The sequence below is a fragment of the Pseudomonas sp. BSw22131 genome, assembly GCF_026810445.1.
In the GTDB taxonomy this organism is placed as follows: domain Bacteria; phylum Pseudomonadota; class Gammaproteobacteria; order Pseudomonadales; family Pseudomonadaceae; genus Aquipseudomonas; species Aquipseudomonas huanghezhanensis.
This window is the reverse complement of sequence record NZ_CP113949.1, coordinates 5,393,497-5,409,117: the sequence shown is the minus strand read 5'-3', so window position 1 is coordinate 5,409,117 and position 15,621 is coordinate 5,393,497. Positions and strand designations below refer to the sequence as shown.

Sequence of the window (15,621 nt, the reverse complement as noted above, 5' to 3'; positions counted from 1 at the left end):
GAGGTGTTTCAAGGATGTATTACGGTGAAAAATTCAACGCCTGGACCCACTTGGTCGGCGCGATTCTGGCGTCTGTCGGGGCGGTCTGGCTGCTGGTCATCGCAAGCTTTACCGACGATGTCTGGAAAATCGTCAGCGTCGCCATTTACGGCGTGACGCTGGTGTTGCTGTACAGCGCTTCGACCGTGTACCACAGCGTACGGGGGCGAGCGAAAGCGATCATGAAAAAGGTCGATCACTTTTCGATCTACCTGCTGATTGCCGGCAGCTATACGCCATTTTGCCTGGTGACATTGCGCGGGGCCTGGGGCTGGACACTGTTTGGCATCGTCTGGGGGCTGGCAGTGATTGGCATTGCGCAAGAGATCAAGCCGCGCTCTGAGGCGCGCGTCATGTCGATTGTGATCTACGCGGTGATGGGCTGGATTGTGCTGGTGGCTGTCAGCCCGTTGCTGGCTGCGCTGGGCACTGTCGGGTTCACGTGGCTGGCCACAGGAGGCGTGCTGTATACCGTCGGTATCATCTTTTTCGCCCTTGATCACCGGCTACGGCATGCACACGGGATCTGGCACCTATTCGTGATTGCCGGGAGTGTGCTGCATTTCGTGGCGATCACTTTCTACGTTCTATAGCGTTTGATCTAGTAGGAGCGCGCTTACCCGCGATGGCGCCGTGTCAGATGATTTGATATCGGATTAATGACGACATCGCGAGCAAGCGCGCTCCTGCAGTGGATGATTGTCCGCGCCCTGCTTCAGTGCATCAGCCTCAACACTTCTCCTCGATTCCCACTCCCCCCGGCAGCCCGCAAGCCCTGCGTATTTGCACCAAACCGGATTACGTTTGCCCTCAATTGAAGCATTTGATTCATTAATTTTAATTGTTGAATTATTTGATTCGTAGCCATAGTCTGATTCTCGAAACGCCTGCTCAAGTGGTGAGGCGGCCTTCTTGGACTGACTGATTAATCGGGGAGCAAGACATGAATGTGAAAGTACTCTTGAGCATGGCCGTGGCAACTGCATTTTCCGCCTCCACCTGGGCGGCAGACTGGACCGTTGGGGCCAACGTCGGCAACGTCCCGTGGGAATTCCAGGACGCCAAGGGCGAGATCGTCGGCTTTGAAGTCGATGTCGTCAAAGAGGTTGCCAAGCGCGCCGGAAAGACGGTCGAGTTCGTCAACATCCCCTTCAATGGCCTGTTCAGTGCCGTGCAGTCCAAGCGCGCCGACATCGCTATTTCATCGATCACCATCACTCCCAAGCGCCTTGAGTCGGTCGGTTTCGCCCAGCCCTATTACGACAGCGACCAGTCCCTCGCGGTCCTGGCCAAATCCGGCATCACCGGCTTGAAAGACATGGACGGCAAAGTGGTTGGCGTTGATACCGGCTCCACGGGCGACATGTGGGTTGCTGCGCATCAGGCCGAGTACAAATTTAAAGACGTCTCACGTTACGAAGGGCTATCGCCTGCAATGCTCGACCTCGCGTCTGGCCGTATGGACGGCTACGTCAGCGACATCCCGGCGGTCTTGTACTACATCAAGGACAAGCCGCAATACAAAGTGGTAGCGCGTATTCCGACCGGTGAAAAATACTCGTTGATGCACGCCAAAGGCTGGGCATCGGCGGGTCAGGTCAACGACATCATCACCCAGATGAAGAAAGACGGCGTGATCGCCGGCCTGCACAAGAAGTGGTTCGGCGCGGATGCCGATGCTGATTCGAGCTCCGTCAAAGTGGTCGATGTACTCAAGTAAAGCCTGACTGCTCAAACCCGCTCAGCCGATTCAACATCAAGGAACCGCAATGGAGTTGTTACAGACTTTCTTCAACTGGGGCGTGTTTGTCGATGCGCTGCCACTGATGCTGCGCGGCCTGGGCGTGACGGTGATGCTGGGCGTGGTCAGCATCGTCCTCGGGCTGGTGGGCGGGCTGTTGCTGGCAATGCTGCGGTTGTATTCCTACGCGCCGATTCGTTTTCTCGCTAGGGTCTACATCGACGTACTGCGCTCGATTCCGCTGCTTGTGCTGCTGGTGCTGATCTACTACGCGCTGCCATTCGTGGGTATTCGGTTGTCGTCGTTCGCGGCGGCGACGGCGGCGTTGTCGCTGGTATCGAGCGCCTATTCGGCGGAGATTTTCCGTTCCGGCATCGAAGCCATTCCTCGTGGTCAGTTCGAAGCGGCTGCGTCTCAGGGCATGAGCTTTTTCAACACCATGCGCGACGTCATCCTGCCGCAAGCGATGCGCATCGTCATGCCGCCCATGACCAGCAATTGCATCAACGTGATGAAAGACACTGCCTTGGCCTCGGTGGTCGCCATGCCTGATTTGCTCAAGCAGGCGACCCAGGCACAAGCCCTGTCCGCCAACCCTACGCCGCTGGTGGGCGCGGCGGTCATGTACCTGCTGTTGCTGCTGCCGCTGGTGCAACTGGTGAGCTGGATCGAACGGCGCAATGGCTCCGCGAGGAAAAGCGCATGAGTGCAGTTATCGAAATCGAACGCATGGCCAAGTTCTACGGCTCATTCCAGGCGCTTGCCGACATCAACCTGACCGTTGAACAAGGCGAAGTGGTGGTGATTCTCGGGCCATCGGGCTCGGGCAAATCGACGCTGATCCGCTGCATCAACCTGCTGGAGGAATACCAGCAGGGTGACATTCGCGTTGCCGATCAACGCGTCGAAAACGGCTCCAGCCTGGCCGGCATCCGTTGCGAAGTTGGCATGGTTTTCCAGAATTTCAACCTGTATCCGCACCTGACCGTGCTGGCCAATGTGGCGCTGGCGCCTGTGCGTGTGCGCGGTATGTCGCGCAAGGATGCCAATGAGCGCGCACGGTTGTTGCTGGACAAAGTCGGCATGGGCGCCCACGCCGAAAAGTACCCCAGCCAGCTTTCCGGCGGACAGCAGCAACGCGTCGCCATCGCACGAACAATGGCGATGGAACCCCGGGTGATTCTGTTCGACGAACCCACCTCCGCTCTCGATCCAGAGATGGTTGGCGAAGTGCTGGACGTGATGCAGAACCTCGCCCGCTCAGGCGTGACCATGGTGGTTGTCACCCATGAAATGGGCTTTGCGCGCAAGGTCGCCGACCGGGTGATCTTCATGGAGAACGGCCGAATCATCGAACAGAACAACCCGCACGACTTCTTCACGGCCCCGCAAGAGCCGAGAACTCGGGCGTTTTTGCAGGCCATCCTGCATCACTGATCAAACCTTGGAGACTTCTCCCTTGAATGCCCTGGACATCGATTACGTACGCAGTCAGTTCCCCGCGTTGAGCAAAGGCTACGCCTACCTCGACAACGCCGGCGGCTCGGCCGTGCTCAAGCCGGTCGCCGATCGCATCACCGATTACTTGTTGAACAGCGCCGTGCAACTGGGCGCGTCCTACAGCGAATCGGTGAACGCCGGCGCCCGCGTATTGCAGGCGCGCGAATCGGTGGCGCAACTGATCAACGCCCGCACTCCTGAAGAGTGCGTGATGGGCGGCTCGACCACGCACTTGTTGCAGATACTCTGCCGAGCCATCGCACCCTCGATCCAGCCGGGCGATGAAATCATCGTCACCAACTGCGATCACGAAGCCAACATCGGGCCGTGGGTGCGCCTGTGCGAGCAACGTGGCGCAACCTTGCGCGTGTGGGCGGTCAACCCGGACAGCCTGGATCTTGAGCTGAGTGACCTCGATGCATTGCTCAGCGACAAAACCCGTTACGTCGCCATGACCCATGCGTCGAATATCCTGGGCAGCGTTAATCCAGTGGCCGAGGTCGCGCGCAAAGTGCACGCCGTGGGCGGCAAACTGTGTGTCGATGCCGTGGCCTATGCACCGCACCGGCTGGTGGATGTGCAGGCCAGCGGCGCCGATTATTACGTGTTCAGTTTCTACAAAACCTTCGGTCCACACTTTGCCGTGATGTGGGGTAAACGCGAGGCGTTGATTGAGCTGCCGAGCCTGAACCACTTCTTCATCGGTCAGGAGGTCATCCCCTACAAGCTGCAGCCGGGCAACCTCAATTACGAACTGTCTTTTGGCTGCATCGGCATCAGCGATTACCTGATCGACATCGGTCAACGCCTCGGCGTCAAAGGTTCCGAGCGTGAACTGATGCAGGCGGCTTTCGATGCTTTCGAGGTCCAGGAAGATGTGCTGGCCGAAACCTTGCTGGCGTTCCTGCGTGAGACACCGGGCGTAAGAATCATCGGAAAACCACGTGTGACCGACGGCGACCGCGTGCCGACCATCAGCTTTGTGGTCGAAGGCGTCCAGTCAGAAGCCATCGTGCGCCGAGTCGATGGCCACCGAATGGGTATCCGCTTTGGTGACTTCTACGCCCGGCGACTGATCGAACAGCTGGGCCTGACCCCTTACGGTGGCGTGGTGCGGGTGTCGATTGCCCATTACAACAGCGTCGATGAACTGAATCGTCTGGTGGAGCATCTGGCCCAGGCGATCACTGATTTGCGTGCGTCCTGACTTTTATCGAGCCACTTTATGCCTGTACCTCAAACCCTCGCCGAGCTGCGTTCCGCCATCGTGGAACATCAGGACCGCCTGACTGCACGGCAACGTGACGCCGCCAATTACCTGAATGAGCACCCGCATGACGTCGCGCTCAATACCGTGGCGGCATTGGCGAAAATTTCGGAGATTCCGTCTTCGGCGTTCATTCGGCTGGCGCAAGCCTTGGGTTTTGGCGGGTTCAGTGATTTGCAGCGCTTGTTCAAGCAGCCGTTGCAGCAGGCCGGGCAGGGCAGCTTCAAGGAGCGGATTCGTCACTATCGCGGCGAGCAACTGCTGGATGATCCAACCGACGTCGGCGCCATGCTCTCGGCGTTCAGTCGCGCGAACATCGTGTCCCTGGAGCACTTGGCCGAAGGGCAGCAAGTGGAAGCGATTGAAAAAGCCATCGCCCTGCTGCAACAGGCGCGCACCACCTTTGTGGTGGGCATGCGGCGCTCGTTCCCGATGGCGTCCTATCTGAGTTACGCGCTGAGCCGTGTAGGAAGACGCGCCGTGCACATCAGCGGTCTGGGCGGTAGCTTGCGTGAACAGGTCGGTGCATTACACAGCGATGACGTATTGGTGGCGGTGAGCTTTCCGCCTTACTCGCAGGAAACCATCGATGCCTGCGCCCAGGCTGTCGCGGCCGGGACACCGATTGTGGCGATCACTGACAGCCTTCTCAGCCCTGTCGGACAAAAAGCGTCAGTGATGATTGAGGTCAATGACGCCGAGCTTCTGGGTTTTCGCTCGTTGACGGCAGCTTTCTGTATCGCCCAGACCCTGGCCATGGGGCTGGCCTTCCGCGAAGGTCAAAACCTCGACGGCCCCGGTCACGATGCGCTGAAAAACATCGACTGCTGAGCCTTGCGCCTGCGGTTTTTGCTGAACATTTTGGACGTTGCAGGAGACGGTTCCCATGGCATTACCCGTACGAGATCTGGTCGGCTATGGTCGGCAGCGCCCTCAGGGCACCTGGCCCAACGGCGCACGACTGGCCATCAACTTTGTCATCAACTACGAAGAAGGCTCGGAGCGCTCGCTGGCGATGGGCGACCCCGATCAAGAGAGCATGACCGAGTGGGGCAGCTACCAATTCCCCGATGGCGTGCGCAATCTGGCGATGGAGTCGATGTACGAGTACGGCGCCCGCGTCGGCATCTGGCGCATTCTCGACATCCTGCAACAGGCCAACGTCCCGGCAACCTTCCATGCCTGCGCCGTGGCGTTCGAACAGAACCCGGATGTCGCCAAGGCAGCCGTCGAACTGGGCCACGAAATCTGTAGCCACGGTTATCGCTGGGAAGAAGTCTTCCGTCTGACCGAGGCCCAAGAGCGCGAGCACATTCGTTTGGCCATCGAGTCGTTCGAACGCACCTGTGGCAAGCGGCCGGTCGGCTGGTATTGCCGCTATGGCGCCAGTGTCCATACGCGCCGGCTGGTGGCTGAAGAAGGTGGATTTCTCTATGACTCCGACGCCTACAACGATGACGTGCCGTACTTCGTCGATGTCGAGGGCAAGCAGCATCTAGTGGTTCCGTACACCAGCGACGTCAACGATTTCCGTTACTGGAACTCGCCGGGGCTGTCACAGGCGTCGGACTTTCTGGAGTACATGAAGGAAAGCTTCGATGTGCTTTACGAAGAGGCCGCCGACGGCCTGCGAATGATGTCCATCGGCTTGCACCCGCGCATGGTGGGGCGTCCGGGGCGCGTGCGCGCGATCAAGCATTTCATTGAATACGCCCAGGCCCAGGAAGGCGTGTGGTTCACCACCCGGGAAGAAATTGCCAAGGCCTGGATGACCCGCGCCTGACGGAGAGCACGACATGCAGGCTTTCGATCTGATCATCCGCAACGCCAATGTGGTGACCGCGGCAGACAGCTTCTTGTGCGACATCGGTGTGCGTGACGAGAAAATCGTCGCGCTGGGCGTGGGCTTGCAGGGCGCGACTCAGGAGGTCGATGTGGCGGGCAGAACGGTCACACCTGGCGGGATCGACAGCCATGTGCACCTGGACCAACCCACCGGTGACGGTTCGGTGATGGCCGATGATTTCGAAAGCGGCACGCGGTCAGCTGCCTGTGGCGGTACCACGACGGTGATTCCGTTCGCCTGCCAACAGAAGGGAAAAAGCCTTCGCGCAGCCGTGGAGGATTACCACCGTCGTGCAGACGGCAAGGCGCTTATCGACTACGCGTTTCACCTCATCGTGACCGACCCGACTGAAGACGTACTGCGCCGCGAGCTGCCGGAGCTGATCGCCGAGGGCTACACCTCGTTCAAGATCTACATGACCTACGATGCGCTGAAGCTCAACGACCGGCAGATTCTGGAAACCCTCTCGGTGGCGCGGGCCGAAGGGGCGATGGTCATGCTGCACGCGGAAAACAGCGATTGCATCGCCTGGCTGACCGAGCGCCTGCTGGCCGCCGGGCACAGCGCGCCTCGCTATCACGCGACGTCGCGGCCAATGCTGGTGGAGCGGGAAGCCACTCACCGGGCTATTGCCTTGGCGGAGCTGGTGGATGTGCCGATTCTGATCGTGCATGTGTCCGGGCGCGAAGCCATCGAGCAGATTCGCTGGGCGCAAAGTCACGGCCTGAAGGTCTACGGCGAGACTTGCCCGCAGTATCTGTTCTTGACGGCAGACTCTTTGGGCTGCGACGACAGCTTCGAAGGCGCCAAATGCATCTGCAGCCCGCCGCCTCGGGACGCGGCCAATCAGCAGGTGATCTGGGACGGTTTGCAGAACGGCTCGTTTGAAGTGTTTTCGTCGGATCACGCGCCGTTTCGTTACGAAGGGCCGGACGGCAAGCGCGCCCATGGTGAGCGCGCGCCGTTCTCCGAGGTGGCCAACGGCATTCCCGGCATAGAAACGCGCATGGCGTTGCTATGGTCTGAGGGGGTCAAGACCGGGCGCATCACGCCGCAAGAGTTTGTCGCACTGACCTCGACCAATGCCGCGCGGCTGTACGGCCTGTACCCGCGCAAAGGCAGCATCGCCATTGGTGCGGATGCTGACCTGGTGATCTGGGACGAGGGCCTTGATTTCGAGTTGACCAACGATTTGCTGCATCACAACGTTGATTACACACCCTATGAAGGCATGCGCCTGAGTGCCTGGCCGGCGATGACGTTCGCGAGGGGTGAGCGGGTATGGGATGGGCAAGCGTTGGGGACGCCCGGAAGAGGTGCCTTCTTGCCGTGCGCCCGGCCAGAACCGGCCAAGGTGCGCAAGCGCCAGTCAGAGCTGCCAGGCATGTAAGGTAATAAACAAAAACGCCGGCCCTGAGGTCGGCGTTTTTGGTACAGCAGCCCGTCTTACTTGGCTTTGACGCCTTCAAACGAGATGACCAGGTCCATTGTGTCGGACTGTGGACCCAGGTCCATCATCTTGCCGAAATCAGAACGCTTGATCGAGGTAGTGCCCTCGAAGCCTGCACGGTAGCCGCCCCATGGATCCTTGCCTTCGCCCAGGAACGTGGTTTTGACTACGACCGGCTTGGTCACGCCGTGCATGGTCAGATCGCCAGTGACGTCAGCAGTGATTTTGCCATCAGCGTCTTTGCCAGTGGTTTTGACGCTGGTCGACACGAACTTGGCATCAGGGTATTGAGCAACGTCCAGGAAGTCCTTGCTGCTGATGTGCTTGTCACGTTCAGCGTGGTTGGTGAAGACGCTGGCGGTTTTCACGTCGATGCTGATCTTGCTGTCTTCAGGCTTGGCGGCATCGAAGCTGAACGTACCCGTCCAGTCTTTGAACGAGCCGTAGATGAAGCTGTAGCCCAGGTGGCTGATCTTGAAGTTGATGAAAGCGTGCTGGCCTTCTTTGTCGATGGTGTAATCAGCGGCCATGGCCTGACCAGCAGTCAGCAATGCAGTACCGAGGGCCAGTGCAGCAAGGGTCTTTTTCAACATACGAGATTTCCTTTCAATTGAGTAAACGCTCAGGCCTTGCGGCCCAGCATACGAACAAGGGTCGCATCACGATCAATGAAGTGATGCTTTAAAGCCGCCAGGCCGTGGAGTGTTGCAAAGATCACCAGAACCCAGGCCAGATACAAATGCACTTCACCGGCAAGGTCCGCCTGGTCGGGCAGTCCGCTGATCAGTGCGGGCACTTCAAACAAGCCAAACACCGGAATTCCGACACCGTCTGCGGTGGAAATCAGGTAACCGGCAAACATCACCAAAAACAGATCCAGATACAGAAACGCGTGGCCCAGCGTGGCAGCCGTCTTTATCAACCGGCTGTGACTGGCCGGCGCTGGCGGCGGCGGGCTGATGAAACGCCATACCACCCGAATCAGCATGAACAGAAACAACGTGATGCCGATGCTCTTGTGCAGGTCTGGCCCGGCTTTACGCCAAGTGTCGTAGTAACCCAGCCCCACCATCCACAGGCCCAGCGCGAACATGCCGAACACCGTCAGCGCGACGCCCCAATGCAAAACGATGCTGATCCAGCCATAACGAGAAGAAGAGTTGCGTAATTGCATCGCAGATACCCTGTAAAAGCTGTGTGAAAGACTAGCTCTTTACCTATCGAAAGAAAGCGCAAAATTTTGCTTTGAAATATCAGGAAATACGATTGAAATTTCCTGTCGCATTTTTTCTCAGTTCGATTAACAGAATGTTACGGAAACCGATGATGTGTAGGAGATCCCCCTCCGTCCAGACGCCGCCCATTCGCTCCTAGATCAAATACCACCAGGCATAAAAAAGGCGCGGTCGATGGACCGCGCCTTTCTCAAGTCAGCATTTGAGCAATCAGTTGCTTGGCGCCGCTGCCGGGGCTGCTGGTGTTGCTGGTGTTGCAGCCTTTTCAGTCGTTTTGGCCGGTGCTTTTTTGGTGGCTTCGGTCTTGGCTGGCGTTTTATGGGTGGCCGCGGGTTTGGTGGAATCCTTTTTCACAGGTTCCTTTTTCGCGGGTTGTTTCTTCACAGCCTCTTTCTTGACCGGTGCCTTCTTCGCAGGTTCGACGACCGCAGGTTTTGCAGGTTCGACCACTGGAGCTGGTGGCGTGACCGGAGCAGGCGCGGGAGCCGGAGTCGGAGCAGGTTCTGGCGCTTTCTCGGCCGGTTTGGCTTCAGGCTTGGAGCCACCGAACATGTTCGAGAAGAATGCACCTACGCCGCCGCCCGCCTTGGCAGGTTCTGGGGCTTTCGGTGGAGCGACTTTAATCGGCTCAAACGACTTGCCTGCTGCCAGATCCTGGACTTGGCTGGCCGCCCGTTGACCGGTACGCAGTGCGCCTTCCAGCGTGCCCGGGTACAGCGTGTCGGTGTGTTCGCCAGCGAAGGTTACGCGCTGCATCGGTTTTTCCCACAGACGCCAGTATTTGCTGATCTGGCCAGGGCCGAATGCCAGATAGGCGCCGCCGGTGGACGGGTCGACGCTCGAACGGCGAATTTCGTAGCCGGTGTAAGCGCCACGAGCCTGCGGGTAGAAGGTGTGCAAACGAATCAGCACCTGATCCACCATCTGCTTGTCGCCGAACGACTGCATGATCCGCGCGTTGTCGCCGGACAGATTGATCACGGCGTTGGCGCCGCCTTTGAGCGCAGGCTCGATCCACAACATGCCAAGGCCGGTGTTGCTATAGATCTCGCCGGTCATACGCGCTTTGCTTTCCCAGACCGGGGTTTTGAACTTGAGCATGATCTGGTCGTGCCAACCGTAGTTGGTGCTCTTGATCGCGCCCTGATGCTGGGCGTCCAGCGCAGGCGTCAGCGCGATTTTGCTCAACGCCCGCAGCGGTACTGCCAAGACCACGTACTCGGCCTCGTAACCGACCGCGCCAACCTTGACGGTGACGCCATCCTTGTCCTGATTGATCGCCGACACCGGCGAGTTGGTCTTGATGACCTTCAACTGCTTGACGAACTCTTCAGCCAGTACCGCGCTGCCGCCGGGTAACCGTGAGGCGCGACGATCGCGCTCTTCGACGTTACGATTGACCCGCGTCTGTTGTGCCAGATACAGCAGCGACAGGCGCGAAGGCTCGTCATAGCGGGTACGAATCTGTTGATTGATCAACTGACGTGCAGTGGCTGGCAGGCTCAGACGATCCAGCCAATTGGCAACGTTGATCTGATCCAGCGCAAACAACGTGCTGTTGGCCGCAGGGTTTTCCGGGTCAGTGATCGAGCGAGCGATGTCGTCGATGGCCGCGTCGTAGCGTTTCATGGCTTCGGCAGTGGCAGGTTGCTTGGTCGCCAGATCCGCCGCCGAGAAGTACTCGCCATCAATGAGATAGCCAGGCGTACGCACAAATTCGGGCGCTGGTACGGGTTTAAGCTTGAAACGGTCCAGGTACTGATTGAGCACCGGTTGCGCTTTAGCGTTGCCGATCCATTCACTGCCCGCCAGCCCGGAGCGCCCGCCCACTGTGGGTTTGGCCTCCAGCAACGTCACTTGCCAACCCTTCGATTGCAGTTCGTATGCAGCCGTCAGGCCCGCCAGACCGCCACCCACGACAATCGCCGTGTGGGGTTTATCGACAGCGAGCGCCGAAGCGCTGACCAGCCCAACCATCACCAGCGCACAGGCGCGCAGCCAACCAGAAAGCATTCAGCAGAACTCCGGAATAAACAGAGGGAATGTCGGGCTCGATTGCCCGATTCTTCAGAGAGCGGCGAAGGATACGCCAGCCATTGAACGCCCGCCAGCAATGTCAGCCGGGCACCTGAAACGGGGGGCATGGGCGCAAAAGGTTGTCCCGTGGCAGCGCATTGCATAGGCTTGCGCGATTGTTTGTCCCCCGCGTCATGCGAGTGGTCATCCGAACAAGCGGAGGAAAGTACCGATGGGCCTGAATAACCAGTGGATGCAGCGTGACCTCAAGGTGCTGTGGCATCCCTGCACCCAGATGAAAGACCACGAAAACCTGCCGCTCATACCGATCAAACGCGGCGAAGGGGTCTGGCTGGAAGATTTCGAAGGCAAGCGTTATCTGGACGCTGTCAGTTCCTGGTGGGTCAATGTCTTCGGCCACGCCAATCCACGGATCAACCAGCGCATCAAAGATCAGGTTGATCAGTTGGAGCATGTGATTCTTGCCGGTTTCAGCCACCAGCCCGTGATCGAGTTGTCCGAGCGTCTCGTGGCGATGACGCCGGAAGGCCTGACGCGCTGCTTTTACGCAGACAATGGATCGTCCTGCATAGAAGTCGCGTTGAAAATGAGCTTTCATTACTGGCTCAATCGCGGCAAACCCGAGAAGAAACGCTTCGTCACCCTGACCAACAGCTACCACGGCGAGACCATGGCCGCGATGTCGGTGGGCGACGTCCCGCTGTTCACCGAGACCTATAAAGCGTTGTTGTTGGACACCATCAAAGTGCCGAGCCCGGACTGCTACCACCGCCCTGAAGGCATGAGCTGGGAAGAGCATTCGCGCAATATGTTTGCAGCCATGGAGCAGACCCTGGCTGACAACCACGACACCGTTGCTGCGGTGATTGTCGAGCCGTTGATTCAAGGCGCAGGCGGCATGCGCATGTACGACCCCATCTATCTCAAGCTGCTGCGCGACGCTTGCGACCGCTACGGCGTGCACCTGATCCATGACGAGATTGCCGTGGGCTTTGGCCGCACCGGCACCATGTTCGCGTGTGAGCAGGCGGGTATTCGCCCGGACTTCCTGTGCCTGTCCAAAGCGCTGACCGGCGGTTATCTGCCGCTGGCCGCGTGCATCACCACCGATGACGTCTACGACGCCTTTTACGATGATTACCCGACCCTTCGGGCCTTCCTGCATTCCCACAGCTACACCGGGAATCCGCTGGCCTGTGCGGCAGCACTTGCGACGCTGGACATTTTCGAGCAGGACAACGTCATCGAGAACAACAAGGCGCTGGCGACACGCATGAAAACCGCCACTGCGCACCTGGTTGATCACCCGAATGTGGCGGAAGTGCGTCAGACCGGTATGGCAATTGCCATCGAAATGGTCCAGGACAAAGCCACCAAGGCGGCGTATCCGTGGCAGGAGCGCAGAGGCCTCAAGGTCTTTGAACATGCGCTGAGCCGGGGCGCGCTGCTGCGGCCGTTGGGCAGCGTGGTGTATTTTCTTCCGCCCTACGTCATCACGCCGGAACAGATCGACTTCCTGGCTGAAGTGGCCACTGAGGGCATCGACATCGCGACACGCACAAGCATCAGCGTGGCGGTGCGCGAAAACTTCCATCCGGATTTTCGTGATCCGGGCTGATCCCGAATCCATGAACTGAACAAAGATCATGCAAAGAACAGCGAACACCCGAGAGAAACAACCATGAGACTGTCCCGCTTCTTTATCGACGCAGCGCTGAGCCACGGCGAACACGAATTGCCTGAAGCCCAGGCGCATTACATTGGCCGTGTGCTGCGCATGGCCGAAGGTGACGCGGTGCAATTGTTCGATGGCAGCGGCACGGAGTTTCGCGCGACGCTGATCGAGGTCGGCAAAAAACGCGTGCGCGTGCGGATTGATGAAAGCTTTCCAGGGATGACCGAATCATCGCTGCACATCCATCTGGGGCAGGGTTTGTCTCGAGGCGAGCGCATGGACTGGGCAATCCAGAAGGCAACCGAACTGGGCGTGACGCACATCACGCCCATCATCAGTGAGCGCTGCGAGGTACGCCTCAAGGATGAGCGCGCCGAGAAGCGTCAGGCGCATTGGCAGCAAATCGCGATCAGCGCCTGCGAGCAGTGCGGCCGCTCGGTGGTCCCCGTCATAGATGCTCCGGTGACGCTGACCGAGTGGCTCAAGCACACAGCCGCCGACCTGAAGCTGGTTTTGCACCCGGTGGCGGAGCCGCTGACCAGCCACGATAAACCGGCAAGCCTTGCGTTTCTGATCGGACCGGAAGGCGGATTGAATGACGCAGAAGTGGCACAGGCGCAGGACGCAGGTTTTCATGCTGCACGTCTTGGCCCGCGTGTGTTGCGCACCGAAACGGCGCCGGTCGTGGCGCTGAGCATTGCGCAACAGCTGTGGGGCGATTTCTAAAAACGACGCATACAAAAACGCCCCGAACCAGTCGGGGCGTTTTTGTTTCAGCCGAGCTTAACCTTCGCGATTGCGGGTCAGCAGGGCCGGTTTCTCACCGCGTGGGCGGCTTGGCAACTGGTCGAGCTGTTCTGCGGACGGAAAACGATCGCCCTTGGACTCTTTGTGCATGATCTTCGGTGCTGGCTGACCGTCGCGTGGGCCACGAACGGCAGGCTCTTGACGAACAGGCTGATCGTCACCCGCCGGCCGACGGTTGCGCGGTTGTTCTTCACGACGGGCCTGACCATCGCGAGCGGAACCGTTGCGCGGGCCACTGCGCTTGGCGGCAGGTGCACCGGATGCTGGCGCGCCAGTACCCGATGCTGCGCCTGTGCCGCTGCGTGGACCATTACGGCCTTGGCTGGGACCGCGCGGTGCAGGCGCTGCTCCGGTGGCTGGAGCGCCTGGACGGCGACCCCGGCTTTGAGTCTTGTTCGGGTAAGGGCTCACGTAGTCAGCACGGTTGCCGAAGTTATCCACTTCGTCATCCAGGAACTCGTCCGGAGCGCGGTCACCGCGTGGCGCGGACGGCTGAGCCTGACGCGCTTCACCAGAAGGCGTGCCCTGGCGAGGCTTTTGCGGACGGGCGGGACGAGCAGGCCGCTCACCCGACGCGGCTGCGGCGGCCGGTTTTTCCTTGCCCTTGTCTTTGCCTTTGTCCTTGCGACCACCACCGGCGCCGCCGCCGTTGGGGCCGTCGCCACGTGGGCCACGTGCATTGCGCGGGTTGCGCACGTCCGGACGTTCACGTACTTCCGGCTTCTCTGCTTCCACAGAGTTCATGTCGAAACCCATCAGGTCGCCGTCAGCGATTTTCTGCTTGGTCATGCGCTCGATGCTTTTCAGCAGCTTTTCTTCGTCCGGAGCGACCAGCGAGATGGCCTCACCTGTACGTCCGGCACGCCCGGTACGGCCAATGCGGTGGACGTAGTCTTCATCTACGTTCGGCAGCTCGAAGTTGACCACATGCGGCAGTTGGTCGATGTCCAGACCGCGTGCTGCGATGTCGGTAGCAACCATGATGCGGACGTCGCCCGCCTTGAAGTCAGCCAGCGCTTTGGTTCGCGCGTTCTGGCTCTTGTTACCGTGGATCGCAACGGCGGCGAGGCCATGCTTATCCAGGTATTCGGCGAGGCGGTTGGCGCCGTGCTTGGTGCGGGTGAACACCAGTACTTGTTCCCAGGCGCCTGCAGTGATCAGGTGCGCCAGCAAAGAGCGCTTGTGGTTGGCCGGCAGACGGAAAACCCGTTGCTCAATGCGCTCGACCGTGGTGTTCGGCGGCGTGACCTCGATGCGCTCGGGGTTGTGCAGCAGCTTGCCTGCCAGTGCAGTGATGTCCGAGGAGAAGGTCGCCGAGAACAGCAGGTTCTGACGTTTGGACGGCAAGCGTGCGAGGACTTTCTTGACGTCGTGCACGAAGCCCATGTCGAGCATCCGGTCGGCTTCATCAAGCACCAGGATTTCAACGTGGGACAGGTCGACGCTGCCTTGACCGGCCAGGTCGAGCAGGCGGCCCGGGCAGGCGACCAGTACATCGACGCCGCGCGCCATGGCCTGAACCTGAGGGTTGGTGCCGACACCGCCGAAGATGCAGGCGCTGACGAATTTCAGGTTTTTGGCGTAGACCTTGAAGCTGTCGTGAACCTGAGCAGCCAGTTCACGGGTAGGAGTCAGGACCAGGACGCGCGGTTGGCGCGGGCCGTGACGTTGGGATTTGTCCGGGTGACCGGCGGGGAACAGACGCTCCAGAATCGGAAGCGCGAAACCACCGGTTTTACCAGTACCTGTCTGAGCGGCAACCATGAGGTCGCGGCCTTGCAACACGGCGGGAATGGCCCGCTGTTGCACCGGAGTAGGCTGGGTATAGCCAGCGGCCTCGATGGCGCTGACTAAAGCCTCGGAGAGACCGAGGGAAGCAAAGGACATGAGCAATCCTGTCTTAATTAGGGCCACGTTGGCCCAAGGGGGAATAATCTACCCGGCGCGAATGTGCGTTCAGATGACGCAATCCCGTCCGGTACTGTCGGGTCTGTAAGTTCAACTCGTGACATGCGCGCGGGATA

At 59.5% G+C, this 15,621-nt stretch carries 14 protein-coding genes; 10 read left to right on the top strand and 4 right to left on the bottom strand.

Features of this window, described 5'->3' with window-relative positions:
- Positions 1–14 precede the first annotated feature (14 nt).
- The 8 genes from trhA to hydA all read left to right on the top strand — a co-directional run bounded on the left by trhA (position 15) and on the right by hydA (position 7,783).
- On the top strand, positions 15–632 hold the full coding sequence (gene trhA, locus OYW20_RS24430; protein WP_268798423.1) for a PAQR family membrane homeostasis protein TrhA: 618 nt from the start codon (positions 15–17) through the stop codon (positions 630–632).
- Between the two features lie 350 nt (positions 633–982).
- A complete protein-coding gene (locus tag OYW20_RS24425) occupies positions 983–1,759 on the top strand; it encodes a transporter substrate-binding domain-containing protein (protein WP_268798422.1) in 777 nt (258 codons plus the stop codon).
- Between the two features lie 49 nt (positions 1,760–1,808).
- The gene (locus tag OYW20_RS24420; RefSeq protein ID WP_268798421.1) at positions 1,809–2,486 is read left to right on the top strand and encodes an amino acid ABC transporter permease; all 678 of its coding nucleotides are present in this window, start codon (positions 1,809–1,811) and stop codon (positions 2,484–2,486) included.
- The gene (locus tag OYW20_RS24415; protein WP_268798420.1) at positions 2,483–3,217 is read left to right on the top strand and encodes an amino acid ABC transporter ATP-binding protein; all 735 of its coding nucleotides are present in this window, start codon (positions 2,483–2,485) and stop codon (positions 3,215–3,217) included. The genes OYW20_RS24420 and OYW20_RS24415 overlap by 4 nt, the downstream gene beginning before the upstream one ends.
- Before the next feature lie 22 nt (positions 3,218–3,239).
- Positions 3,240–4,487 (top strand): cysteine desulfurase-like protein, encoded by a 1,248-nt coding sequence (locus OYW20_RS24410; RefSeq protein WP_268798419.1) that lies wholly within the window; start codon positions 3,240–3,242, stop codon positions 4,485–4,487.
- Positions 4,488–4,505: 18 nt separating this feature from the next.
- A complete protein-coding gene (locus OYW20_RS24405; RefSeq protein WP_268798418.1) occupies positions 4,506–5,378 on the top strand; it encodes a MurR/RpiR family transcriptional regulator in 873 nt (290 codons plus the stop codon).
- Positions 5,379–5,433: 55 nt separating this feature from the next.
- Positions 5,434–6,330 (top strand): allantoinase PuuE, encoded by an 897-nt coding sequence (locus OYW20_RS24400; RefSeq protein ID WP_268798417.1) that lies wholly within the window; start codon positions 5,434–5,436, stop codon positions 6,328–6,330.
- Between the two features lie 13 nt (positions 6,331–6,343).
- Entirely contained in the window at positions 6,344–7,783 is a 1,440-nt protein-coding gene (gene hydA / locus OYW20_RS24395; RefSeq protein ID WP_268798416.1) for a dihydropyrimidinase, read from the top strand.
- 56 nt (positions 7,784–7,839) lie between these two features.
- On the opposite strand, the gene OYW20_RS24390 is transcribed toward hydA, so the two are convergent.
- The 3 genes from OYW20_RS24390 to OYW20_RS24380 all read right to left on the bottom strand — a co-directional run bounded on the left by OYW20_RS24390 (position 7,840) and on the right by OYW20_RS24380 (position 11,091).
- On the bottom strand, positions 7,840–8,436 hold the full coding sequence (locus OYW20_RS24390) for a YceI family protein (protein ID WP_268798415.1): 597 nt from the start codon (positions 8,434–8,436) through the stop codon (positions 7,840–7,842).
- A gap of 29 nt (positions 8,437–8,465) precedes the next feature.
- Positions 8,466–9,017: a cytochrome b gene (locus OYW20_RS24385; RefSeq protein WP_268798414.1), complete on the bottom strand. Its 552-nt coding sequence runs from the start codon at positions 9,015–9,017 to the stop codon at positions 8,466–8,468.
- A 271-nt stretch (positions 9,018–9,288) separates the two neighbouring features.
- The gene (locus tag OYW20_RS24380; protein ID WP_268798413.1) at positions 9,289–11,091 is read right to left on the bottom strand and encodes a flavin monoamine oxidase family protein; all 1,803 of its coding nucleotides are present in this window, start codon (positions 11,089–11,091) and stop codon (positions 9,289–9,291) included.
- A 235-nt stretch (positions 11,092–11,326) separates the two neighbouring features.
- On the opposite strand from OYW20_RS24380, the gene OYW20_RS24375 reads away from it, so the two are divergent.
- Positions 11,327–12,733 (top strand): adenosylmethionine--8-amino-7-oxononanoate transaminase, encoded by a 1,407-nt coding sequence (locus tag OYW20_RS24375; RefSeq protein ID WP_268798412.1) that lies wholly within the window; start codon positions 11,327–11,329, stop codon positions 12,731–12,733.
- A gap of 63 nt (positions 12,734–12,796) precedes the next feature.
- Positions 12,797–13,516: a 16S rRNA (uracil(1498)-N(3))-methyltransferase gene (locus OYW20_RS24370; RefSeq protein ID WP_268798411.1), complete on the top strand. Its 720-nt coding sequence runs from the start codon at positions 12,797–12,799 to the stop codon at positions 13,514–13,516.
- Between the two features lie 57 nt (positions 13,517–13,573).
- Here OYW20_RS24370 and OYW20_RS24365 read toward each other — a convergent pair whose 3' ends face one another.
- Positions 13,574–15,484, bottom strand: a complete 1,911-nt coding sequence (locus OYW20_RS24365; RefSeq protein WP_268798410.1) for a DEAD/DEAH box helicase — start codon at positions 15,482–15,484, stop codon at positions 13,574–13,576.
- Positions 15,485–15,621 lie beyond the last annotated feature (137 nt).

Coding starts and splice junctions, on each gene's coding strand:
- trhA (WP_268798423.1), top strand. CDS start 15: ATGTATTACGGTGAAAAATTCAACGCCTGGACCCACTTGGTCGGCGCG.
- OYW20_RS24425 (WP_268798422.1), top strand. CDS start 983: ATGAATGTGAAAGTACTCTTGAGCATGGCCGTGGCAACTGCATTTTCC.
- OYW20_RS24420 (WP_268798421.1), top strand. CDS start 1,809: ATGGAGTTGTTACAGACTTTCTTCAACTGGGGCGTGTTTGTCGATGCG.
- OYW20_RS24415 (WP_268798420.1), top strand. CDS start 2,483: ATGAGTGCAGTTATCGAAATCGAACGCATGGCCAAGTTCTACGGCTCA.
- OYW20_RS24405 (WP_268798418.1), top strand. CDS start 4,506: ATGCCTGTACCTCAAACCCTCGCCGAGCTGCGTTCCGCCATCGTGGAA.
- OYW20_RS24400 (WP_268798417.1), top strand. CDS start 5,434: ATGGCATTACCCGTACGAGATCTGGTCGGCTATGGTCGGCAGCGCCCT.
- hydA (WP_268798416.1), top strand. CDS start 6,344: ATGCAGGCTTTCGATCTGATCATCCGCAACGCCAATGTGGTGACCGCG.
- OYW20_RS24390 (WP_268798415.1), bottom strand. CDS start 8,436: ATGTTGAAAAAGACCCTTGCTGCACTGGCCCTCGGTACTGCATTGCTG.
- OYW20_RS24385 (WP_268798414.1), bottom strand. CDS start 9,017: ATGCAATTACGCAACTCTTCTTCTCGTTATGGCTGGATCAGCATCGTT.
- OYW20_RS24380 (WP_268798413.1), bottom strand. CDS start 11,091: ATGCTTTCTGGTTGGCTGCGCGCCTGTGCGCTGGTGATGGTTGGGCTG.
- OYW20_RS24375 (WP_268798412.1), top strand. CDS start 11,327: ATGGGCCTGAATAACCAGTGGATGCAGCGTGACCTCAAGGTGCTGTGG.
- OYW20_RS24370 (WP_268798411.1), top strand. CDS start 12,797: ATGAGACTGTCCCGCTTCTTTATCGACGCAGCGCTGAGCCACGGCGAA.
- OYW20_RS24365 (WP_268798410.1), bottom strand. CDS start 15,484: ATGTCCTTTGCTTCCCTCGGTCTCTCCGAGGCTTTAGTCAGCGCCATC.